We start from the raw sequence: 22,639 nt of genomic DNA, 5'->3' as shown, positions 1-22,639 counted from the left end.
TTCCTTGCCATGGCAATCTTACGTCTCCATTGCGTCAGGAATAGCGCCTGCCGCGGGCCGGGAGCGGCCAGGCCGCTTTAGGGCACAGCCTTTTCCGTCCGGGCCTCGGGAAGGGAACGATCGGATTCGGGGAAATCACGCAGTTTCCGTATGGGGCTGCACAGCAGGATGGCCGTTGCCAGCACATAGAGGCCCGTCATCATCCACATCGTTTCCCGCACACCGGACAACTCGCCGAGGACGCCGCCGAGCAGTCCTCCGACGGCGATGGCGCCGAAGCTGAGCACGGCCGCGCTGGCGCTGACGCGCCCGATCAGGTCGGGTGGGCAGTACCGCTGGCGGAAGGTGTCGGTGATGATGTTCGCCGCGACCACGCCCGCGCCGACACCGACACCGCCGACGACGAAGAACGCGAGGCCGGCCCCCGGTCGGGTGAGCGGAAAGAACAAGGTGAAGGGCGCGGCACCGCCCAGGCAGATCATCACCGCCCGCGCGCTGCCGTAGCGCCGGGACACCTGGTGGGCCACCAGCACACCGAGGATGCCGCCGAGTCCGCACAACGTCAGCACCGCGCCGACCACGGCCTCGCCGGCCCCGACCGTCCGTACCAGGAACGCCACCTCGATCGAACTCATGCCGGTCAACGCGATGTTGGACACCGCGCTGAATACCGCGAGGGTGCGCAGAATGCGATCCCGGAAGAGGAATCTCAGGCCGTCGCGGACTTCGGTGCGCAAGCGTCGCCGCCGGGCCTCCGGGGGCGGTGACGGCGGCGGCTCGGTGACTCTGATCGCCCGCAGGCTGACCCAGGACACCAGGAAACTCAGCGCGTTGGCCAGCAGTCCGGCGACGGCGCCGAATGCCTGGACCAGCATTCCGGCCAGACCGGGGCCGATGACCTCGGCCGTCGACTCACTGCCCTGCAACCGCGCGTTTCCGGCGAGTAGTTCCGTGTCGGACAACAGTGTCGGCAGATAGGCACGCTGTGCGGTGGTGAAGAAGACGCTGGCACAGCCGCAGATGAAGGCGGCCGCGAGCAGATGCGGGATGGTGAGTACGTCTGCCCAGGCCGCGACCGGAACGCTGACGAAGGCGATGAAGGAAACGGCGTCGGAGACCAGCATCACCGGACGGCGGGGAAGGCGGTCCACCCAGGCCCCCGCGGGCAGACCGAGCAGCAGCCACGGCAGATAGGCGACGGATGTCAGCAGTCCGACGACGAAGGTGCCCGCCTGCAGGGTGAGGACGGCGACGAACGGCAGGGCCACCACGGCGATCCCGTTGCCGAGCAGACTCACGGTCTCCCCGAACCAGAACAACCGGAAGTCGCGCCCCCTCACCGTGCCTCGGCCGGCCTCGCCGCTCACCGCTCCACCGCCGTGGGCCTCGGGGCGTCCAGCAGGGCGAGCTTCTGGGCGACGACCGCGCCGATCCGCGCCATCGGCCGCACCTGGGCGATCTCACCGTGGGCGCAGTCGATGTCGTGCACCTCCAGTCTTCCGGTCACGTGATCGCGCCAGGATTCCGGTGCCGGGGCGTCCGCCGGCCTCCCCTCCGTGGCGGCCATGAACACCATGTCCCCGCGGTACGTCCGGGGCCGGAGTTCCTGGTAGATCCGGTCGTTGTCCACGAACACGCGGGACAGCGCGGCGGCCTCCTCGCGCGTCAGCCATTCGAGCGTGCTGCCGGGCCGGCGGACCGTCCGCTCGTAGTCGTCGAAGCCGAGCGGTTCCCCGCCGCATGCGGGAAGGTCGTACCCCAAGGAGTCGAGGAGTTCGGTGAACGTCTCCCCACTGCCGTCTTCGAGCGGCCGGTAGCCGGGCACCGAGGCGGGCGGGTAGCCGTCCAGCAGTACGAGCAGGTCGACCTCGTCTCCGCCGGCCTGGAGTTCGGTGGCCACGAGGTGGGTGAGCACGGCGCCGAAGGACCATCCGATCAGTCGGTAGGGACCGTGGGGCTGGACGGACCGGATCTGCTCCACGTGGTCCTCGACCATCCCGCGCCCTGTTCCCCCGCATGCCTTCATGTCGGTGAGGCCCCTGGCCTGCAGGCCGTACACCGGATAGCCGGCGTCGACGTGGCCGAGCAGGCCCGCGTAGCCCCAGCTGATCCCGGCGGCCGGATGCAGGCAGAACAGTGCGGGCCGGTCGCCTCCTGTCCGCAGGGGGAGCAGGGGCGCCAGCGGGTCGTGCCGCGCGCCCGCGCCCAGCCGGTCCGCCAGATCGGCGGCGGTGGGCGCCTGGAACAGGTCCACGAGGGTGAGTCGGCCGCCGAGCACCGCTCGTACCCGGGAGAGCAGTCTGACGGCCAGCAGGGAGTGTCCGCCCAGTTCGAAGAAGCTCTCCTCCGCTCCGACCCGGCTGAGCCCCAGGACCTGCGCGAACAGGTCGCAGAGCACCTCCTCGTAGGGTCCGCGCGGACCACGCGAGGCCGGACGGTACGCGAGATCCGGGGGCGGCAGCGCGCCCCGGTCGAGCTTCCCGTTGGGCGTCATCGGCAGCCGCCGCACCGGCTGGAAGAGCGACGGGATCATGTGGTCGGGCAGGGTCGAGGCCAGCCGGTTGCGCAGCTCGCGCGGGTCGAACCGGTGGTCCGTGGCCGACTGTACGTAGCCCACGAGCCGCCGGCCGCCGGCCGCGTCCTCGCGCACGGCCACGGCGGCCTGCGTCACCCCGGGACAGCCGGCCAGCGCGGCCTCCACCTCGCCGAGCTCGACCCGGAAGCCCCTCACCTTGACCTGGTCGTCGACGCGGCCCAGATAGTCCAGCCGGCCCTGGCGGTCCCACCGGACCAGGTCACCGGTGCGGTACATGCGGCTGCCCGTCTCCCCCTCCGCCACGAAGGGGCACGCCACGAACCGTTCGGCGGTCGCGGCCGGGCGGTTCAGATAGCCGCGGGCCACTCCGGGGCCGGTGACGTACAACTCGCCCGGCACACCCGGCGCGACGGGGCGCAACCGCTCGTCGAGCACGAAGACCCTGGTGTTCCCGACCGGCCTGCCGATCAGCGGGTGCGGACTGTCCGCGGCGTCCCACCACAGCGCGTCCAGGGTGCACTCCGTGGGGCCGTAGAGGTTGTGACAGAGCGTGCCGGACGCCTCCCGGACACGCGTCCACAACGACTGCCCGGCGGCTTCACCCCCGAGCAGCAGCACCAGCGGCGCCCCCGGCCCGGACAACAGGCCCTCGTCGAGCAGGTGCTCCGCGTAGGTGGGGGTGACGTCGAGGACGTCGACCTCGGCGGACCTGACGTAGGCGGTCAACGCGACGGCGTCGCGCCGGACTTCGTCGCGGACGACATGGAGTTCATGACCCGCCAGCATCCAGAACAGCGCCTCCCACGAGGTGTCGAACGACAGCGAGGCGGTGACGGCGGACCTCAGCCGCCGGCCCGCCGCGGCCTCGGTGCGCGCGATCAGGCCCTCACGGTGGAAGGCGTAGAGATTGCTGAGAGCCGAGTGCGGCGTCACCACGCCCTTGGGCCGGCCGGTGGATCCGGAGGTGTAGATGACGTACGCGGCGCTGTCCGGCAGTACACGGCACTTCAGGTCGGCCACGGGGCCCGGCGGAGTGCCGACCCGGTCGGCGAACACCGCGGGCAGCTCGCCGAACCCGTGCGCCGCCGCGGTCGCGGTGTCCGTGACGACGGCGACCGGTGCGGCGTCGCGCAGCATGTGCCCGATGCGGTCCGGCGGGTATTCGAGGTCGACGTGCAGGTAGGCCGCACCCGTCTTCAGTACCGCCAGCATCGCGACGACGGACTCGGCCGACCGGGGCAGGGCCAGGGCGACAAGCCGCTCCGCCCCTGCCCCCCGGCCTCGCAGACGACGTGCGAGGAGGTTGGCACGGTCGTTGAGTTCGGCGAACGTGAGCCTCGTGTTCCCGCACACCACCGCGGTCGCTCGCGGTGTTCGCGCGGCCTGCGCCTCGAACAGCTCCGGCACGGTGGCCCGTGACACGGGACGGGCGGTGTCGTTCCACGTGACGAGGGCCTGGTGCCGTTGCCCGGCGGAGAGAGGGTCGGCGTCGCCGACGGGGCGTCGCGGGGCCGACACGAGTTGCCGCATCAGTCTGGGCAGGGCATCGGCGATGTGCTCGGCCGTGGCCCGGTCGAACAGGCCGGTCGCGAATTCGAGGGAACCATCGATGCCGGCTGCTTCCCCGTCCGGCGTGCGGTGCTCCCGGAAGTCGAAGGACAGGTCGAACTTCGCGACCTCCCAGTCCAATGGCTCCTCGGTACAGGTCAGGCCCGGCAACGAGAACGTCCCCGCCTCTCCCGTGGACAGGGTGAGCATGACCTGGAAGAGCGGATGCCGTGCCAGTGAGCGTTCCGGGTTCAGGTCCTCGACCAGCCGCTCGAAAGGCACGTCCTGGTGGTCCAAGGCGGCGACATCGGCGTCCCGCACCCGGTGCAGCAGCTCGCCGAACGTCGGATCACCGGACACGTCGCAGCGCAGGACCAAGGTGTTCACGAAGAATCCGACGACGCCTTCCAGCGCATCGTCCAGACGCCCTGCCACCGCGGTGCCGAGGGGAATGTCCGTACCGGCCCCCAGCCGGGACAGCAGCACCGCGAGCCCGGCCTGGAGCACCATGAAGGTGGTGCACCCGTGGTCGGCGGCGACCGCGAGCAGGCGGCCATGCAGATCGCCGTCGAGCTTCAGCGGTACGCAGTCGCCACGGTGGTCGGCGATCGCGGGGCGCGACCGGTCGAAGGGCAGCTCCAGCTCGGCCGGCAGCCCGGCCAGCTGCTCCCTCCAGAAGGACAGCTGTGCCGAGAGCAGGCTCGCCGGGTCGTCCTCCTCCCCAAGCAGGTCACGCTGCCATACGGCGTAGTCCCGGTAGCTCACCGGAATCGGCGGCCACTGGGGTGACCCGCCCGCGGCCCGGACACGGTAGGCCGTGGCCAGGTCGGTGAGCAGGGGCTGCCAGGACCCCTCGTCGCAGGCGATGTGGTGGAGCACCAGCGCCAGCACGTGCTCCCGTGAGCTCGGCGCGAACAACGTCGCCCGAACCGGGAGGTCGGCCGTGAGGTCGAAGCCGCGGTCGACGGCGGCGGACAGCAGAGGGCCGAGCCCGTCCTCCTCGCACGCGACCACCTCCAGCTCGGGCGGCCGGGCGGCCACGCGCTGCACGGGTTCGCCCTCGACGGCGGGGTACACCGTGCGCAGCACTTCGTGCCGGTCTGCCAGGTCGACGAGAGCCGCTGCCAGGGCGGCGCGGTCCAGGTCGCCTCTCATCCGGACGACGAGCGGGCAGTTGTAGACCCCTGAACCGCCGTTCACGCGGTTCAGGAACCACAGCCTTCGCTGGGCATAGGACACGGGGGCCACGGAAACTCCTCAGGAGGCAGAGCCGGTTGGGGCGAAAGCGGTCGATGCGATCCGGCTCGGGAGGGACTGCCAGATCTCCGGGGTGTAGAAGTGGCCGCCGCCGAGCACGTCGTACCGGTACGCGCCGGAGGTCAGGGCGCTCCATCGAGCGGCCGCGTCGGTGCTGATCAACGGATCGTCGGCACCGAAGAACACCTGGAGCGGCACGCTCACCTCGGCGCCGCCGTAGACGAAGGTGTTGCGGACGTCGACGTCGGCCCGTATCAGCTCCAGCGCCACCTCGGTCAGGCCCTCGTGTTCACGCACGTGCTGGGGCAGCAGGCCGTGGGTTTCGAGCCACTCCAGGAGTCGCTCGTCCGGGTCCTGGGGTGTGGGAAGGAGTTCGCTGTCGGTCAGGCCGCGGTCCGGGGCGTTGCAGGAGGACAGAACCAGCGCTTGGGGCCGTCGCGCCTCGTCGCCGTCGAGCCGGGCGGCCACGTCGAAGGCCATCCATCCGCTCATGCTGTGCCCGAAGAGGACGTACGGGCCGAGATCGGCTTCGCGCAGTGATCGTGCGACGTCGGTGGCCAGTTCGTCCCAGTCACGGGCGAAGTCCTCGGCGAACCGCCCCTCCCTGCCGGGGTAGCAGACCACGACCAGGTCCGTCTCGGCGGGCATGTTCGCGGTCCACGGCTGGTAGGCGGCCGTGCCCCCGCCGAAGAAGCTCAGGCCGACCAAGGTCCGCCGGGCGTGCGGAGTCCGGTGCAGGGGCACCAGCGTGGTGTCCCGCGAGCGGCTCACTGCGACGTCCCGGCGGACGCCGGCCCGCCGTCAGCGGTCTCGTTCGCGGCCGGCGGCCGGTCCCCGTCCATGGTGGCCACCAGACCGGCCGGCCGCATGTCCGTCCAGTTCTTCTCGACATGGGCCAGGCACGCGGTCCGTGTGTCCGCTCCGAAGACGGTGGACCAGCCGACGGGCACGTCGATGGTGGCGGGCCACAGGGAGTGCTGTCGCTCCGCATTGGCCAGGACGAGATAGGAGCCGTCTTCGTCGTCGAACGGATTGTTCACGGGATTGTCCTTTCGAGGTGGTCAGGTCATGGCGATCGAGCCGGCCGCGGGGATCGGCCGAGCGGGAGTGACGTGGTGCGGGAGACGAACGCGGTGCGGGCCCGCCGCTGGTCAGAGCCAGCCGCGCCGGGCGGCCTTGACCCCGGCCTCGAAGCGGCTGCGGGCGCCGAGGCGCTCCATCAGGACCGCCATCATGCGCCGCGCGGTCCGGTGCGAGACATGCAGCCGACCCGCGGCGGCCTCATCGGTGCACCCCTCGGCGACCAGCCTGAGCAGCGCCAGTTCCTTGCCGCTCAGGGTGTCGTCCGTCGTCGGCCGTCCGTCGTCCAACGGTGTGGCCGAGGACCAGGTGTGTTCGAACAGAAGGACCAGCGGGGCGACGAGGCCGGGGTCGGCGACCTGGAGTGCGCCCGCCGCCGTGTTCCGCGGATCAAGGGATACCAGCGCGACCGAGCCGTCGAACAGGACCATCCCCGGCAGCGGCGCCGCCCAGCCGCGGAACTGGCCCCCGTTGCCGGTCAGCCACCGCACGTGCGCCAGGGTCGCGGCGTCGTAGCGGTCGGTGTCCGTGCCGACGGCCCGGATCGACACCGAGCGGCTCAGCAGCGCGGCGTCGTTGCGGCGCGCCGCCGAGAGTTCCGGCGTCGACCGCGCGCCGCCGGGCACGAAGGCCAGCACCTCACGGAGGGTTCCTCCCGCCAGCCGGTCGACCCGGCGCTGCACCTCGTCCCTCCCCAGGAGCCGCTCGACCTGCTCGCCCCCGCCCGGTCGGCCGGAGGCGCCGGACATGAGCAGCCGGACGACCTCGGCATGGGTCTCGGCGACGCGCCGCTGTCGGCGCATCAGCTCCTCGTGCTGGCCGGCCAGCGACTCCTGCAGGCTCAGCATCGGGTCCACCACCGCCAATTCGCCGGGCGCCTCGAAGGAGGGGCGGACCAGACCGAGTTCGAGCAGCCGGTCGAGGCAGCCACGGACCAGGTCGGGGGCGACCGCCAGTCGGTCGGCGATCTCCTCGGCGGCCGGCGGTGGCGACGCGCTCAGCTCCCGGTACACCGCTTCTTCCATCAGGTCCAGTCCGAACGTGGTGAGCATCAGGTCCGTCTCCCAAGTGTGTCGGTGAACGCCCCACGGTCAGTGGGAGCCGGCGGGCCGCAGCGCCGGCCTGGCGGGCCGGGCCTTCGCCAGGTACGCGGAGACCCCGGCGGGGGTCGGGGCCCGGAAGAGTTCGCGGACCGGCAGCTCCAGCCCCAGGACCGAACGCACCCGGGAGATCAGCTGGATCGCCAGCAGCGAGTGGCCGCCCAGGACGAAGAAGTTGTCGTCGAGGCCGACCGAGTCCCGGCCGAGCACCTGGGCGAACAGCTCGGTGACCACCTTCTCGTTCGCCGTACGCGGGGCAGTGGCGGTCGGCTCCGCGCTCGGCGCCGAAGCCCGGCCCGCGGCGTCGGCGCCGGACCGCCGGTCCTGTACGGGTGGTACGTCGAGGTCGGCGACCGTCCGTTCCGGGTCTCGGGCCACCTGCGTCAGCACCCGGCGCAGGCCGTCGGCGAGCCGCTTACCCGTCGAGGCGTCGAACAGCGCGGTCGCGTACGTGAGGGCCCCGGTCAGTCCGGCCGGTGCTCCGTCCTGGTCGAGCCGCTCCTCCACATCGAGGACAAGGTCGAACTTCGCGGTGGCCGACGGGATGGGGTGTTCGGCCGCCCGCAGGCCGGGGAATCGCGGACCGGCGGCCGCGTGCTGGAGCTGGACCATGACTTGGAAGAGCGGGTGGCGACCGGGCGAGCGTGGCGGATTCACCTCTTCGACCAGCCGCTCGAAGGGAATGTCCTGGTGCTCGTAGGCCGCGAGGTCGGTGGCCCGGACGCGACGAAGCAGCTCCGCGAAACTCGGGTTCGCCGAGGCGTCGGTCCGCAGGACGACCGTGTTGACGAAGAACCCGACGACATCGTCGACCGCGTCGTCCGTCCGGCCGGCCACCGGGGTGCCGATCGGAATGTCCGCGCCCGCGCCCAGCCTGCTGAGCAGGGCGGCGAATCCGGCCTGGAGCACCATGAACAGCGTGCAGCCGTGTTCCTTGGCGACCGCGAGCAGGTTTCGGTGGAGTTCGGGGCCCCACTCGATGTCCGCCGATCGCCCGGCGTAGTCGCTGGTCTTGAGCCGGGGCCGATCGGCCGGCAGGGCCAGCTCCGCCGGCAGGTCCGTCAACTGGGAGCGCCAGTAGTCCAGCTGGCGGCGCGACAGGCTGCTCTCGTCCTCCTCGGTGCCCAGTAGATCCCGCTGCCACAACGCGTAGTCGGCGTAGTGCACCGGCAGTTCCTCCCACTGCGGGGCGTCTCCCCGTACGCGGGCGGCGTAGGCGGCGGAGAGGTCGCGCATGAGCGGTCCGAGCGACCAGCCGTCGCAGATGATGTGGTGGAACACCAGCAGCAGGACGTGATCCTCCCGCCCCGTCGTGAACAGGTGGGCGATCGCGGGAGGCCGTGCGGCCAGATCGAAGGGGTGGTCCGCGGCCGCGCGGATCGCCGCCTCGACCTCGGTCCCGGGCACCTCGCGGTGGACCAGTTCAGGCCGGACCTCTCCCGGCGCCGACACCGACTGCGCCGGCCTGCCGTCACGGTCGGTGAACACCGTCCGCAGGCTCTCGTGCCGGTCCGTGACATCGGACCACGCCTGTCCGAGGGCGTCCCGGTCCAGCGGGCCGGTCAGGCGCAGAGCGACAGGGAGGTTGTAGCTGGTGCCTGTCTCCTCCCACTGGTCGAGGAACCAGAGCCGCTGCTGCGCGTAGGACAGCGGCAGGACGTCCGGGCGCCTTCCCGCGCGGAGCGCCGGCCTGCCGGGAAGCACCTCGCCGAGGCTGTCCGCCAGCCCGGCCACGGTCGGCGTGCTGAACAGCAGACGGGCGGGCAGTTCCAGACCCAGCACGGAGCGTGCCCTGCTGCTCAGCCGCACGGCCAGCAGGGAGTGGCCGCCGAGATCGAAGAAGCTGTCGTCGATGCCCACCGTGTCACGTCCGAGCACTGCCGCGAACAGCCCGCACAGAAGCTCCTCGCGGAGGTTGCGCGGTGCGCGCCGGGTGTCGGTGGGGTAGACCGGTTCGGGCAGCGCGGCGCTGTCGAGTTTTCCGTTCGGCGTCAGCGGCAGCTCGTCGATCACCACGATCGCGGCGGGCACCATGTAGTCCGGCAGGTTCTGCCGTGCGAACTCGCGCAGCCGTCGCACGTCCGGTTCCGTGTTCCGGGCGAGCACGTATCCGACGAGCCGGCGGTCGCCCGGCCGGTCCTCGCGCAGGACCGCCACCGCGTGCGCGACATCCTCGTGGCGGCCCAGTACTGCCTCGACCTCGCCCAGTTCGACACGGAAACCCCGGATCTTGACCTGGTCGTCGGCCCGGCCGAGGAATTCCAGCGCGCCGTCGTCGGTCCACCGGACCAGGTCGCCCGTGCGGTACATGCGCTGTCCCGCCCTGAACGGGTTCGCCACGAACCGCTCCGCGGTCAGGCCGGGGCGGTTCACATAGCCCCGCGCCAACTGGGCTCCGGCGACGTACAGTTCGCCGATCACCCTGGGGGGGACGAGACGCAGGTCCTGGTCGAGGACGAAGACGTCCACTCCGGGGATCGGACGGCCGACAAGAGGGCGGTCGCTCTCGTCCGACGTCCAGAAGAGGGAGTCCACCGTGGTCTCGGTCTGCCCGTAGATGTTGTAGACGGTGATCCCCTCGGCCTCCCGGACCCGGGTCCACAGCTTCTCGCCCACCGTTTCCGCACCGGTCATCAGCACCGCCGGCGGCGTTCCGGCCGGGTCGAGCATGCCCTGCTGGATCAGCTCCTCGGCGTAGCTGGGCATCACGTCGAGGGCGTCGATGCCGTGCCGCTCCATGTACCGGGCCATGGCGGCGGGGTCGCGGCGGGTGTCGTCGCCGATCAGGTGGAGTTCGTGACCGACGGCCTGCCACAGCAGACCGACGACCGAGGTGTCGAAGGAGAGGGACGCGGTCAGCGCCATCCGGCAGCGCCGCGGGCCGCGGGTCCGCTCGGCGGTGGCGATGACCTCCTCGCGGTAGAAGGCCAGCAGATTGGCCAGCCCGCCGTGCGTCACCATCACCCCCTTGGGCACGCCGGTCGACCCCGAGGTGTACACGACGTACGCCGGATGGTCCGCGGCGAGCGCGACCTCGAGGTCCTCCGGCGGTTCAGCGTCGAGGGCGGGGCTGTCGACGAGCACCGGTTCGCGCACGGGCAGCGACCCGGCGGACTTGCTGTCGGTGACGACCAGGGCGGCGCCGGAGTCCTCCAGCAGGTGGGCGATCCGTCGGGCCGGGTACGCCATGTCGACGAAGAGGAACGCGGCACCCGCCTTCAGCACCGCCAGGAGCGCGACCACCAGCTCCGTGGACCTGGGCAGGGCCACCGCCACCACCCGGTCCGGGCCCGCCCCCCGGCGCACGAGGTGGTGGGCGAGCCGGGTGGCACGGGCGTCGAGCTCGGCGTAGGTCAGCGCGGTGTCCTCGAAGACCAGCGCCCTCGCGTCCGGCGTGCGGGCGGCCTGCTCCCGGAACGCGTCGGGCAGGAACACGGGACGCGGGGCGAGCGCGGGACGCACGGCGAGGAAGCGCCGCCGTTCCGCGTCCGACAGCACGTCGACGGCGCCGATGGGCCGTTCCGGGTCGGCGAGCACCTGTTCCAGCAGCCGCCGCAGCCGCGTCACGAGTTGTTCGGCGGTGGTCCGGTCGAACAGCTCCTCGGCGTACTCCAGATAGCCGGTCAGCCCGGCCGGCGCGCCCCGGTCGTCACGGCTGTCCACCAGTTCAAGACTGAGGTCGAACTTGGCGACGTCCCAGCTCACCGGGGCCCGCTCGGTCTCCAGCCCGGCGAAGTCCGGGGTGGTGGTGTCGGCGGGCTGGACCTGGATCATGACCTGGAACAGGGGGTTCTGGGACAGCGACCGCTCGGGCCGCAGCACCTCGACGATCCGCTCGAAGGGGACGTCCTGATGGGCGAACGCCTCCAGGTCGGTGTCCCGGACCCGTCGCAGCAGTTCGGCGAACCCGGGATCGCCGGCGGTGTCGGTGCGCAGCACCAGCGTGTTGACGAAGAACCCCACCAGGTCGTCGAGCGCGCTGTCCGACCGGCCGGCGACCGGGGTGCCGAAGGGGATGTCGGTGCCCGCGCCCATCCGGGTCAGCAGCGCCGCGAACCCCGCCTGCAGCACCATGAACGGCGTGCAGCCGGCGGACCTGGCGAGATCGAGCAGTCTGCTGTGCAGCTCCGGCCCCCAGTGGACAGCCACGGTCCCGCCGGACTGCCCCGCCACCGCGAGGCGCGGCCGGTCGGCCGGCAGGGCCAGCTCCGCCGGCAGCCCGGCCAGCTGCTTCTTCCAGTAATCGGTTTGACGCGCCATCAGGCTCTCGGCGTCCTCGGCGTCGCCGAGCAGCTCCCGCTGCCACAGGGTGTAGTCGGCGTAGCGCACGGGCTGTTGCGGCCAGTCCGGTGCGCTCCCGGCGCGTCGGGCGGTGTACGCCAGGCCGAGGTCGGTCAGCAGCGGACGCAGGGACCAGCCGTCGGCCGCGATGTGCTGGACGACCAGCAGCAGCACGTGCTCCTGTGGGGCCGACGCGAACAGCGTGACCCGGACGGGCGCGTGCGCGGTGAGGTCGAACCGGTGGCGCACCCGCTGCGCCATGGCGTCGGCGAGGTCCGGCGGCGCCACCTCGACGACCTCGATCCCGGGAACCGAGTCCAGGGTGACCGCGTACGGCTCACCGCCTTCCTCGGGGAAGACCGTGCGCAGGCTCTCGTGTCGCCGCGCCACGTCGGTGAGCGCCTCCGCCAGCGCGTCCCTGTCCAAGGCACCGGTGAGACGGACCGCGACGGGCACGTTGTACGTTCCTTCGTCGCGCTCCATCCGGTTCAGGAACCACAGCCGCCGCTGGGCGTACGACAACGGTACGGGCTCCGCTCCCGTCCGGGCGGTCAGCGCGGGGCGCGCGGCTCCGGTCAGCCGGGCCAGTCCCGCCGCTGTGGGTTCGGCGAACAGGTCCCGGATCTCGAACCCCTCCCCGAGGACCGACCGGATGCGGGAGAGCAGCCGCAGCGCCAGGAGGGAGTGCCCTCCCAGGTCGAAGAAATGGTCGTCGATCCCCACCCGGGGCACCCCGAGCACCTCCGCGAAGAGTTCGCACAGGATCTCCTCACGCGGACTCCGCGGCTCCCGCACGGGGTGCGCGGCCCGGTCCGGCTCCGGCAGCGCGGCCCGGTCGAGCTTCCCGTTCACCGTCGTCGGCATGGTCTCCACCAGGACCACCGCGGCGGGGACCATGTAGTCGGGCAGGCTGTCCGCCATGTACCGGCGCAGTTCCCGGTCCGTGAGGCCCGGTGCGCGGGGCACGGCGTACGCCACCAGTCGCTGGTCGCCCGGCCGGTCCTCCCTGAGGACGACCGCCGCCTGCACCACCGCGGGGTGGCCGGCCAGCACCGCCTCGATCTCGCCCGGCTCCACGCGGAAGCCGCGGATCTTCACCTGGGCGTCCACGCGGCCGGCGTACTCCAGTTCCCCGTCCGCGGTCCACCGGGCCAGGTCACCCGTCCGGTACATGCGCTCCCCCGCCGAGAACGGGCAGGCGACGAACCTCTCGGCGGTCAAGGCGGGGCGCCCGGTGTATCCCCGGGCGAGCTGGACCCCGCCCAGGTACAGCTCGCCCACCACTCCCGGCGGCACCGGCCGCAATCCGCCGTCCAGCACGTATGCCGACACATTGGCCAGCGGCCGGCCGATCGGCACCGTACTTCCCTCATCGCCGCGGCCGCACTGCCAGGAGGTCACGTCGACAGCAGCCTCGGTCGGCCCGTAGAGGTTGTGCAGTTCGCAGGAGCCGAGCGTCTCGAAGAGTTCGCGCCGTGTCTCCACGGGCAGGGCCTCACCGCTGCAGATGATCCGCCGCAGGCCCGTGCAGCCGGCCGCGCCGGGCTCCCGGAGAAACGCCTGCAGCATCGAGGGCACGAAATGCGTGACGGTCACCGATTCACGCTGGATCAGCTCGGCGAGGTAGGCGGGATCGCGGTGTCCGCCGGGCTTCGCCAGCACCAGGGTCGCCCCGGAGATGAGCGGCCAGAAGAACTCCCACACCGACACGTCGAAACCGGCCGGGGTCTTCTGCAGGACCCGGTCGGCACCGGTGAGCCGGTACTCCGCCTGCATCCACAGCAGACGGTTGACGATCGCGGCGTGCGGAACCACGACCCCCTTGGGCCGCCCGGTCGATCCGGAGGTGAAGACGACGTAGGCGGCGTGCGCCGGGAGCGGTGGCACCGGCCGGGCGGAGACCGGGGCGACCGGCTCGTCGAGCAACAGCTTCGGCGTGGGGCCGGGCAGGGCTCCGGCGTTCTCGGAGTCGGTCAGTACGAGGACCGGCCCGGCATCGGCGACCATCGCGGCGATCCGCCCGCCGGGGTGGTCCAGATCCACCGGAAGGTAGGCCGCGCCCGCTCGGACGACAGCGAGGATCGCGACCACCAGCTCGACCGAGCGGGGCAGTGCCACGGCCACGACCCGGTCGGGGCCCGCGCCTCGGTGGGCGAGCTGCGCCGCCAGCAGCTCCACGCGCCGGTCCAGCTCGGCGTAGCTCAGTCGCTCGTCGGACGCCACCAGGGCCGTCGCCTCCGGTGTGCGCCGGACCTGCTCCGACCACAGTTCGGCGAGCGTCACCTCGGGCAGCTCGGCCGCGGTGTCGTTCCACGTGTGCACGACCCGTTCGCGCTGCTCGGGCGAGAGCATGGTCAGCGCGGAGAGCGGTCGGTCCGGGTTCTCCGCCACCTGATCGAGGAGCAGCGCCAACCGGTCGGCGAGCTCGGCCGCCCGGTCAGCGGTGAACAGGTCCGGGCGGTAGTGCAGGCGCAGCGCGAGCCGCTCGCCCGGTTCGACGGCGAGGGTCAGCGGATAGTGCGCGCTGTCCCGGAAGGCGACGCCCACCTCCAGTTCACCGTCGGGTGAGTCGACCTTGTAGTCGTGCATCGGGAAGTTGTCGAAGACCACATTGGTGTCGAAGAGCGCGGTGGGGAGCCCGGTCAGGCGCTGGATCTCGGTCAGCCCTAGGTGATCGTGTGCGAGCGATGCGGCGCGTCCTGCCTGGATCTGCCCGAACAGCGCGCTCACCGAGGCCGCCGGGTCCAGTCGTACCCGTACCGGAACGGTGTTGATGAGCATGCCGATCATCGAGTCCGCGCCGGTGAGCTCGGCCGGACGGCCGCTGACCGTCGAGCCGAACACCACGTCGTCGCGTCCGGTGAGCGAACCGACCAGGATGGCCCAGACACCTTGGCACACGGTGTTGAGCAGGACGTGGTTCCTGCGGGCGTACGCGGTCAGCAGCGCCGTCGTCTCCGACGGGAGCAGCACCGCGACCTCCTCGGGCGGCGGGCCGCTGCGGGAGTCGGCGGACGCGACGCAGGTGGGCTCGGCGACCCCCTCCAGGGCCGCCGCCCAGTGCCGCTCCGCGCCGGCCCGGTCCTGTCGCGCCAGCCACGCCAGGTAGTCCCGGTACGGACGCACCGGCGCCAGGCCGGCGGTGTCGCCCGCCCGGGAGTACACCGCGAACAGCTCCTGGAACAGCAGTGCGAAGGACCAGCCGTCCAGGAGGAGGTGGTGGGCCGTCACGAGCAGCCGGTGACGGCGGTCGGTCCGCCGGACCAGGGTGAACCTGATCAACGACGACCCGCCGACGTCGATGCCCTGGGCCCAGTCCCGCTCGGTCAGTTCGGCCATCCGTTCCGGTGAGTCGTCCTGACCGGTGTCGGTCTCCCGCCAGTCCAGCGGGCCGTCGCGGCGGACCACCCGTATCGGCTCGCCGGTCTTCCGGTACCGGAATGCCGACCGCAAGGTGGCGTGGCGCCGTATCACGGATTCCGCGGAGGCCCTCAGGAGTGCGGAATCCACCGGCCCGTCGAGGTCCACGGCGAATTGCGCGAGGTAGGGGCTGTGCTTCTCCCGGTCGAACAGCGCGTGAAAGAGAAGGCCCTCCTGCAGGGGAGACAGGGGAAGGATGTCCTCGACCGCCGATTGGTTCATCTTCAGTGTCAACTTCCTCAGAAGGCCCGCAGATCGGATTCGATCTCTTCGATTTCGTGCTGGCTGAGCGAGCTCAGGGTCAGGTCGGACGGGGTGAGTCCGCCCGCCCCGGGTTCGAGGGCGTGCGCGACCAGGGCCCGGAGCCTCAGGAACCACCCGTCCGCCAGCTCACGGGTGTCCGCCTCGGACACGACGCTGTCGGCCCAGGTCCAGGTGGCCCGCAGCACCGGGCCGTCCGCCCGGTCCACGGTGGCCACGTTGACCTCGACGCTGTGGGCCATGGGCATCCCTGAACCCGTGTCGTCCAGACCGGTCCCGTACTCCGCTACGACCGACCAGTCGGCGTCGTCCGAGTCCTCGAAGCGGCCCAGGTAGTTGAAGACGAACTCCGGCTGGGCCGCCTTCTCCAGCAGCTCACTCGTCTCCGGATTCAGATAGCGAAGGAGGCTGTACCGGACTCCCTTGTCGGGAACGCCTCGCACCTGCTCCTTGACGCGTTTCAGCGCGTCCCCCACCGCCGCCCCGGTGGCGTGCGCATCCGTGCGGTCCGGTTCACCGAGGTCGAGCCTGACCGGGAACAGGCTGGTGAACCAGCCGACGGTGCGCGAGAGATCCACCTCCGCGAGTGCCTCCTCCCTGCCGTGTCCCTCCAGGTGCAACAGAGCGGTGCCGTCACCGGCCGTGCCGCGTCCGCGGTGCCAGTCGCCCAGCGCCAGTGCGAGACCGGCGAGGAGTACGTCGTTGATGCCGGCGTTGAACAGCGACGGCACCGTGGTCAGCAACGCCTCCGTGAATTCGGCCGGCAGGAACTCGGTGAAACTCCGGTCCCTGCTTTCCACGTCCTGCCCGGGCACCCTCACCCGGTCGCCGAACCGGCTGGCGCCAGGACGCAACCGATCCAGCCAGCCCGGGAGTTCGGCGACGGCGACCTGCGTGTGCGCCTGCTCGGCGAGGATGTGGGACCAGCGGCGGAACGAGGTCGGAACCGGGTCCAGAGTGATCGCGGCACCCTGCTCGACGGCCTGCCAGGCTGTCGCGAGATCGGCGGCCAGGATGCGCCAGGAGAGCGAGTCGACGGCCAGATGATGGACGACCAGGGCGAGCAGGCCCCGGCGATCCGGTCCGGCGTCGAACCACACGGCCTGGAGGACGGCGCCCTCCCGGGGGCGCAGCCTGTCTCGCGCCGCATCCGACTCCTGTCGCACCAGCCCGGCCCAGTCGTGTTCGGGGCGCCCCGCCACGTCGACCCGCCGGACGGCCGAGGCGGCGTCCACGGTGCCCGTCCGCAAGGTCTCCATCTCCCAGTCCGCCTGGTCGCCCAGCACGGACAGTCGCAGACGCAGGACGTCGTGGTGGTCGAGCAGGGCCTGCACCATCGACGTCAGACGGGGTTCCGTCAGCCCTGAAGGCGTACGCAGGACAGCGAACTGGTTGTAGGTGTCGACCACGCCTCCGCGTTCGCGGAACCAGTGCATGATCGGGGTGGTGACGACCGGTCCCACGCCGCTGTCCGCGACGGGTGCCGGCTCCTGGTCCAGCGGAGTGGCCGTCTGTGCCAGTGCTTCCATGTCCCGCCGCGTCAGCACATCGCCCACGGTGATCCGCAGTCCGGCCTTCCGTGCCCGGCCGACGAGTTGCATGGCGATGATGCTGTCTCCGCCGAGCGCCACGAACCCGTCGTCGATCCCGACGCCGCTCACCCCGAGAACGTCGGCGACGAGTTGGCAGAGGACACGCTGGTGCCGGGTGACCGGAGTCCTTCCGGCCACACGCGAACTCGCATCATCCATAGGGCTGCCCACGTAATCCCTCATTCCGTTCCGGTCTGGAATCAGGGACGAAGTTATCCAGCGGCGCGCGCCGTCAGAGGCAGTCGGAGCGGCAATTCGAGGGAGGGCCGCGAGGGAGCACACCGGAATTGCCGGTGCGATTGCCGACGGTCGCGACGGCGCGCGCGGACGATGACATGCGCGACGTTCGGACGGAATCACATGGAGAAGAGGTTCAGCGGTGACAACCCAGCAACCGTCCCGGGAGGCGGTCGACCTGGCGATGTTCGGTGGTGACCGGGCCGTTCCCAGGGAACTCGGGATCAGGCCCTGGCCGATGGTGACCGACCAGGACGAACAGGCGGTCCACCGGGTACTGAGGTCCGGCCGGTTCACCTCCGCCTCGTCGGGAGAACAGGAGATAGCCGGCCTGGAGCGGGAGTGGGCGCGGTACGTCGGCACGGAGCACTGTGTCGCGGTGAGCAACGGAACCGCGGCGCTGTCGGTCGCGCTGAGTGCCGCGGGCGTGGAGCCCGGCGACGAGGTCATCGTGCCTGCCCTGAGCTTCATCGGCAGCGCCACCGCTCCGCTCCACCTCATGGCCGTACCGGTGTTCGTGGACATCGACCCGGTCACGTTCAACCTGGACCCCGCGGCGCTGGAGGCATCGATCACCAGCCGGACCAAGGCGATCGTCGTGGTCCACCTGCACGGTCTGCCCGCTGATCTGGACCGGATCACCGAGATCGGCGCCCGCCACGGGATCACCGTGGTGGAGGACGCCGCGCAGGCGCACGGCGCCCGGTACCGGGGCCGGTCCGTGGGCTCGATCGGCGCGGTGAACACTTTCAGCCTCAACGTCAGCAAGAACCTCGCCACCTGCGGTGAGGGCGGCCTGATCACCACGGATGACGCGGACGTGGCGACGAGGGCGACCATGCTGCGGCAGTTCGGTGAACTCATTCCGGCACGCGGGGAGCGCAGCTACGTGGCGCATCTGCTGGGCTGGAACTGCAAGCCGAGCGCGATACAGGCGGCCTTCACCCGTAGTCGGCTGACGCGGCTGCCCGCCGAGATGGCCGTCCGCGAGGAGAACGTCGGCCGGCTGCTGGGGCGGCTGGCGGCGTATCCCGGCTTCCTGGTGCCCGAGGTCCCACAGGACCGCACCCATGCCTGGCACATCCTGCGCATCCGGGTGGACCCCGCCGCCTTCGGGCTGGCCGACGAGCTGGCCGGCCCGCTGCGCTCCGTCCTGCAGCGGGCCCTGCGTGCCGAAGGGGTGCCCGCCGTGCCCTACCAGCTGCAGCCGCTTCCCGCGCAGCGGGTCTTCACCGGCCGCCGCGGGTTCGGCGCCTACCCGTGGGCGCTGCCCGGCGTCGTGGACCGCCCTTACCGTCCCGGCGACTTCCCGGCGACCCTGCGGGTCCTCGACGACTCCTTCACGATCCAGAAGGCGCATCTGCATCCGGACTCGGGACCGTTGCTCGACCGGTACGCCGACGCGTTCGAGAAGGTCTGGCTGAACCGCGAGGCACTGGCCGCCATCGCCGCGACGACGGACTGCACCCCGCACTGGGAACGCGCCTCGGAGATCGCCGACACCGAATGGACGGGGGCGTTCGACGCCCGATGACCTCCGCCCGGTGCACCGGCTCCGCCCTGTGGTCCTGGTCCAGGATCACAGGGCGGAGCCGGTGCACCGGGCGGGCGACGTGCGGGGACGGTGCGCACCGCCGCGGTCGCTTCAGCACCGCAGGGTCAGGCCGGCAGCCGCCGCACGTGCTCGGTCACCGTCGCGCCGGAGATTCCGTTGCGCTCCAGCAGATGCCGGTGCCCCCCGGTACCGGCGGCGAACCGGTCGGCGACCGCCACCCGCCGTACGGGGCAGGCGCCACCGAGGTCGGCCACCACCTCGGCCACGGCGGACCCGAGGCCCCCGGCGGCCCAGTGCTCTTCGACGGTGACGATTCCGCGTGTGCCGGTGGCTGCGGCGACGATCGCCTCCCGGTCGAGCGGTTTGACGGTGTGCATGTTGAGCACGGCCACGTCGATCCCCTCGCGGGCCAGTTCCTCGGCGGCCTCGACCGCGGTGAGCACAGGATGCGGTCCGGTGGCGATCAGCGTCACGTCGGACCCCCGGCGCAGGGACTGCGCGACGCCGATCCGCAGCGGCTCCGCCCCCGGCGCGAGGCTCGGCGTCGCGCCGCGTCCGAGGCGCAGGTACACCGGTCCCGGCAGCTCGGCGGCGGCCCGGACCAGGCTCTCGGTGGCGGGGCCGTCCGCGGGCACCAGCACGGTCATGTTCGGCAGCATCCGCATGACGGCGAGGTCTTCCAGCGCATGGTGGGTGGAGCCGAGGTGGCCGGCGGAGAGCCCGCCGTGCGTGGCGACGATCCGCACCGGCAGGTCGTTCCAGGCGATGTCGAGCTTCACCGCTTCCAGCGCACGGGTGGCGGCGAAGGTCGCCATGGTGTTGACGAAGGGGACCCGGCCGGATCTGGCGAGTCCCGCCGCCACGCCCATCAGGTTCTGTTCCGCGATACCGAGGTTGAGGTAGCGCCGCGCCCCCTCGCCCCACGAGGTGGCGGAGAACAGACCGGTGTCGCTGTCCAGGCAGACATAGCGTTCGTCCTCGCCGAGCAACTCGACCAGGACGTCCCGGTACACCTCCCGGGACGCGCGGGCCTCGTCCGGCACCGCGGGTTCGGCTGTCACGACGGACATGTCGTCTCCGTTCGTTCGCCGCGTAGCACCGCGGCACGGGCACGCCGGTGCCCGCGCTCGGTGAGCCGGACGTAGTGGCTGCGGGCCTGGCCCTCGATATAGGGCAGTCCTTTGCCCTTGACCGTGCGGGCCAGCAGCACGGTCGGTCTGCCTGGGGTGTGCGGGACACGCGACAGAGCCGTCCGCAACTGGTCCGGTTCGTGCCCGTCGACCTCCAGGACCGTCCACCCGAAACTGCGCCAACGGTCCCCGAGCGGCTCCAGACCCAGGGTCTCCTCCGTGTCGCCGCTGATCTGCAGCCCGTTGCGGTCCACGATCGCCACCAGCCGGTCCAGTCCCTGGGCGCCGGCGGCCATCGCGGCCTCCCAGACCGAGCCCTCCTGCAGTTCGCCGTCGCCGAGTACGACGAAGCAGCGCCGGTCGCTCCCGTCCAGCCGGGCGGCGAGCGCGAAGCCGACACCGAGCGGCAGCCCGTGTCCGAGCGACCCGGTCGGCATCTCGACCCCGGGGACTGCCGGATTCGGGTGCGCGGTGAACATACTGTCCGGAGTGCCGTAGCTCGCCAGCAGCTCCATGGGGAAGAAGCCCCGCTCCGCCAGGACCGCGTACAGTCCGATCGCGCCGTGTCCCTTGCTCAGCAGCAGGATGTCCCGGTCCGGCGCCTGCGGACTTCGCGGGTCGATCCTCAGCACGTGGTGGTAGAGCGTCACCAGGATCTCGACCATGGACATCGATCCGCCGAGGTGTCCGCCTTCCGGGTTGGCGCACATCCGCACGATGAGTTCCCGTACCGTACGCGCGTGGTCGTCGCTCATCGGTTCTCTCCGGTGAGGTGCTCGCCCAGTCCGGTCAGGGCACGGGTCAGCACCCCGATGCCGAACAGGTACTCCGACAGTTTGAGGTGTTCCCGGTCGGAGTGGTCCAGGCTGCTGTCCCCCGGCCCGTAGGTGGCCATCGGCACGCTCCACCGCTCCGCCAGGGTGTTCATGTCGGAGGTGCCGGTCTTGACCTTCGCCCTCGGGCTGCGGCCCTCGGCGCGGATCGCGACCGACAGCGCCCGGACCACCGGGTCGTTGCGGCCGACACGGCAGGCTCGCACCGTGTTGACGGCCTGCAGCGTGTCCGGGTCCAGCCGCTCGGACAACGCGGCCACCAGTCCCCCGGCGTCGAAGCCCGGGGGGGTCCGCACGCTGAACTCCGCGGTGGCCGAGCTCAGGTCACCGCTGATCGACGTCAGGGTCGGCCCAGGACTGTCGAATCGGGCGTGGCTCGCTTCCGGGCCGAGCAGGTCCAGCAGCTCCGTCCACGCCCGCGCCGCGAGTTCGGATGCCTTGGGCACGACGTTGCTGGGATGGGTCGCCTCGCACCGTACGTGGTAGCGGAGGTCGAGCTTTCCCTTGTACCCGAGGACGACCGTGTCGCAGCCACTGGGCTCGCCGATGATCAGCGCGTCCGGCGGCTCGTGCGTACGGCGTATCTCCACCGCGCCCCGGGACATCGCGGTCTCCTCCTCCACAGCGCCCACGACCACGATCCGGCCGCGGAACCGCGTACTGCCCGCGGCCGCGCAGATCATCGTGGCGAGCGGCCCCTTGGCGTCGACCGAGCCCCTGCCGTACAGCCGGTCGCCGTCCACCCGCACCGGTATGTCCCCCGGCACGGTGTCCATGTGCCCGAGCAGCATCACGGTCGGCCCCGGTCCGCGCCGGATCTCTCCGACCGCGTTGCCGGCCCCGTCGATCCGGGCGGTCAGGCCGGCTCCGCGCATGGCGTCCACCACGTGGGCGGCCAGTTCCGCCTCCGCGAAGGACGGCGAGGGGATCCGCAGCATGCCGTGGAGCAGTTCGATCGCGGCCGTGTCCGACAAGAGCGTCACTCTTCCTCCAGCAGCACTTCGGTGCACGAGCCCGCCAGGGCCTCCTGGACCGGACGCGGCCGACGGCCGTCCGCGATCAGGACGCGCTGCACACCGGACAGCAGCGCCTCCCGGGCCGCGATCAGCTTGATCCCCATGCCGCCGGTGACCACCGGAGGCGTCCCTCGGCGGGGCACCCGGCAGACGGGGAGCACCGACCGTTCGTCGTGCCGGTCGGCCAGCACCCCCCTCGCCCCGGTGAGCAGCAGCAGGGTGCCCGCCCCGACGGCGCCCGCGACAGCCGCGGCGGCGCGGTCGGCGTCCGTGTTGACCACCCGGCCGTCCTCGGCCACGGCCGGCGGCGACACCACGGGCAGCAGCCCCGACGCGAGCAGCGTGGACACCAGGTCGCCGTTGACCGCGGTGATGCGTCCGCTGTGGTCGTCCCTGACCACGACCCGGCGTCCGTCGACGACTGCCCGGTGCACCGACTTGCGGGCGGCCACGAGGAGTCCGGCGTCCAGCCCGGTCAGCCCGACCGCACCCACCCCGCAGGCGCGCAGGGCGGCCAGCAGTCGGGGTTTGACGGCGCCGGCCAGCGCCAGCTGCACCACTTCGAGCGTCCGCTCGTCGGTGTACCGGGTCGACACCCCGTCCGGGGCGACGAGCCGACGGTTAGGCACTTCGAGGCGCTCGGCGAGCGCGTCGATGTCGGCCGAACCGCCGTGGACGAGGATCACCGGCCTGCCACCGCGGTGCACGGCGGCGACGTCCGCACAGATCGCCTCCGACCGCACAGCGGCGTTCCCGCCGCATTTGACAACAAGTATGTCCCGCATTCGCTTCA

General features: G+C 71.6%; 12 protein-coding genes. 1 reads left to right on the top strand and 11 read right to left on the bottom strand.

Going from position 1 to position 22,639, the window contains the following annotated elements:
* Nucleotides 1–77: 77 nt before the first annotated feature.
* The 7 genes from ACSLIC_RS19845 to ACSLIC_RS19815 all read right to left on the bottom strand — a co-directional run bounded on the left by ACSLIC_RS19845 (nt 78) and on the right by ACSLIC_RS19815 (nt 17,213).
* The gene (locus ACSLIC_RS19845; RefSeq protein WP_436739060.1) at nt 78–1,367 is read right to left on the bottom strand and encodes an MFS transporter; all 1,290 of its coding nucleotides are present in this window, start codon (nt 1,365–1,367) and stop codon (nt 78–80) included.
* A complete protein-coding gene (locus ACSLIC_RS19840; protein ID WP_436739059.1) occupies nt 1,364–5,332 on the bottom strand; it encodes a non-ribosomal peptide synthetase in 3,969 nt (1,322 codons plus the stop codon). Before ACSLIC_RS19840 ends, ACSLIC_RS19845 begins: the two co-directional genes overlap by 4 nt.
* A gap of 9 nt (nt 5,333–5,341) precedes the next feature.
* A complete protein-coding gene (locus ACSLIC_RS19835; protein WP_436739058.1) occupies nt 5,342–6,112 on the bottom strand; it encodes a thioesterase II family protein in 771 nt (256 codons plus the stop codon).
* A complete protein-coding gene (locus ACSLIC_RS19830) occupies nt 6,109–6,381 on the bottom strand; it encodes an MbtH family protein (RefSeq protein ID WP_436739057.1) in 273 nt (90 codons plus the stop codon). Before ACSLIC_RS19830 ends, ACSLIC_RS19835 begins: the two co-directional genes overlap by 4 nt.
* A gap of 111 nt (nt 6,382–6,492) precedes the next feature.
* Nucleotides 6,493–7,473: a LuxR C-terminal-related transcriptional regulator gene (locus ACSLIC_RS19825; RefSeq protein WP_436739056.1), complete on the bottom strand. Its 981-nt coding sequence runs from the start codon at nt 7,471–7,473 to the stop codon at nt 6,493–6,495.
* A gap of 39 nt (nt 7,474–7,512) precedes the next feature.
* Entirely contained in the window at nt 7,513–15,444 is a 7,932-nt protein-coding gene (locus ACSLIC_RS19820) for an amino acid adenylation domain-containing protein (protein WP_436739055.1), read from the bottom strand.
* Nucleotides 15,445–15,461: 17 nt separating this feature from the next.
* A complete protein-coding gene (locus ACSLIC_RS19815) occupies nt 15,462–17,213 on the bottom strand; it encodes a condensation domain-containing protein (RefSeq protein ID WP_436739054.1) in 1,752 nt (583 codons plus the stop codon).
* A 241-nt stretch (nt 17,214–17,454) separates the two neighbouring features.
* Between ACSLIC_RS19815 and ACSLIC_RS19810 the strand changes: the two genes are divergently transcribed.
* Nucleotides 17,455–18,846, top strand: coding sequence for a DegT/DnrJ/EryC1/StrS family aminotransferase (locus ACSLIC_RS19810; protein ID WP_436739053.1), 1,392 nt, complete (start codon nt 17,455–17,457; stop codon nt 18,844–18,846).
* A gap of 125 nt (nt 18,847–18,971) precedes the next feature.
* Here the strand turns inward: ACSLIC_RS19810 and ACSLIC_RS19805 are convergent, their stop codons facing one another.
* The 4 genes from ACSLIC_RS19805 to ACSLIC_RS19790 are packed head-to-tail and all read right to left on the bottom strand — an operon-like array spanning nt 18,972 to nt 22,631.
* On the bottom strand, nt 18,972–19,937 hold the full coding sequence (locus ACSLIC_RS19805; protein ID WP_436739052.1) for a transketolase family protein: 966 nt from the start codon (nt 19,935–19,937) through the stop codon (nt 18,972–18,974).
* The gene (locus ACSLIC_RS19800; protein WP_436739051.1) at nt 19,925–20,752 is read right to left on the bottom strand and encodes a transketolase; all 828 of its coding nucleotides are present in this window, start codon (nt 20,750–20,752) and stop codon (nt 19,925–19,927) included. Before ACSLIC_RS19800 ends, ACSLIC_RS19805 begins: the two co-directional genes overlap by 13 nt.
* Nucleotides 20,749–21,813 carry a M20/M25/M40 family metallo-hydrolase gene (locus ACSLIC_RS19795; RefSeq protein ID WP_436739050.1) on the bottom strand — a complete coding sequence of 355 codons (1,065 nt, stop codon included), beginning with the start codon at nt 21,811–21,813 and terminating at the stop codon, nt 20,749–20,751. The genes ACSLIC_RS19800 and ACSLIC_RS19795 overlap by 4 nt, the downstream gene beginning before the upstream one ends.
* A complete protein-coding gene (locus tag ACSLIC_RS19790; protein WP_436740423.1) occupies nt 21,810–22,631 on the bottom strand; it encodes a [LysW]-aminoadipate kinase in 822 nt (273 codons plus the stop codon). The genes ACSLIC_RS19795 and ACSLIC_RS19790 overlap by 4 nt, the downstream gene beginning before the upstream one ends.
* Nucleotides 22,632–22,639 lie beyond the last annotated feature (8 nt).

The sequence above is a fragment of the Streptomyces sp. BBFR102 genome, assembly GCF_051397025.1.
Classification (GTDB): domain Bacteria; phylum Actinomycetota; class Actinomycetes; order Streptomycetales; family Streptomycetaceae; genus Streptomyces.
This window is presented reverse-complemented; position numbering and strand designations above follow the sequence as displayed.

Excerpts from the sequence above, each read along its gene's own strand:
- ACSLIC_RS19790 (WP_436740423.1), bottom strand. The coding sequence starts at position 22,631 with ATGCGGGACATACTTGTTGTCAAATGCGGCGGGAACGCCGCTGTGCGG.
- ACSLIC_RS19820 (WP_436739055.1), bottom strand. The coding sequence starts at position 15,444 with ATGAACCAATCGGCGGTCGAGGACATCCTTCCCCTGTCTCCCCTGCAG.
- ACSLIC_RS19800 (WP_436739051.1), bottom strand. The coding sequence starts at position 20,752 with ATGAGCGACGACCACGCGCGTACGGTACGGGAACTCATCGTGCGGATG.
- ACSLIC_RS19805 (WP_436739052.1), bottom strand. The coding sequence starts at position 19,937 with ATGTCCGTCGTGACAGCCGAACCCGCGGTGCCGGACGAGGCCCGCGCG.
- ACSLIC_RS19825 (WP_436739056.1), bottom strand. The coding sequence starts at position 7,473 with ATGCTCACCACGTTCGGACTGGACCTGATGGAAGAAGCGGTGTACCGG.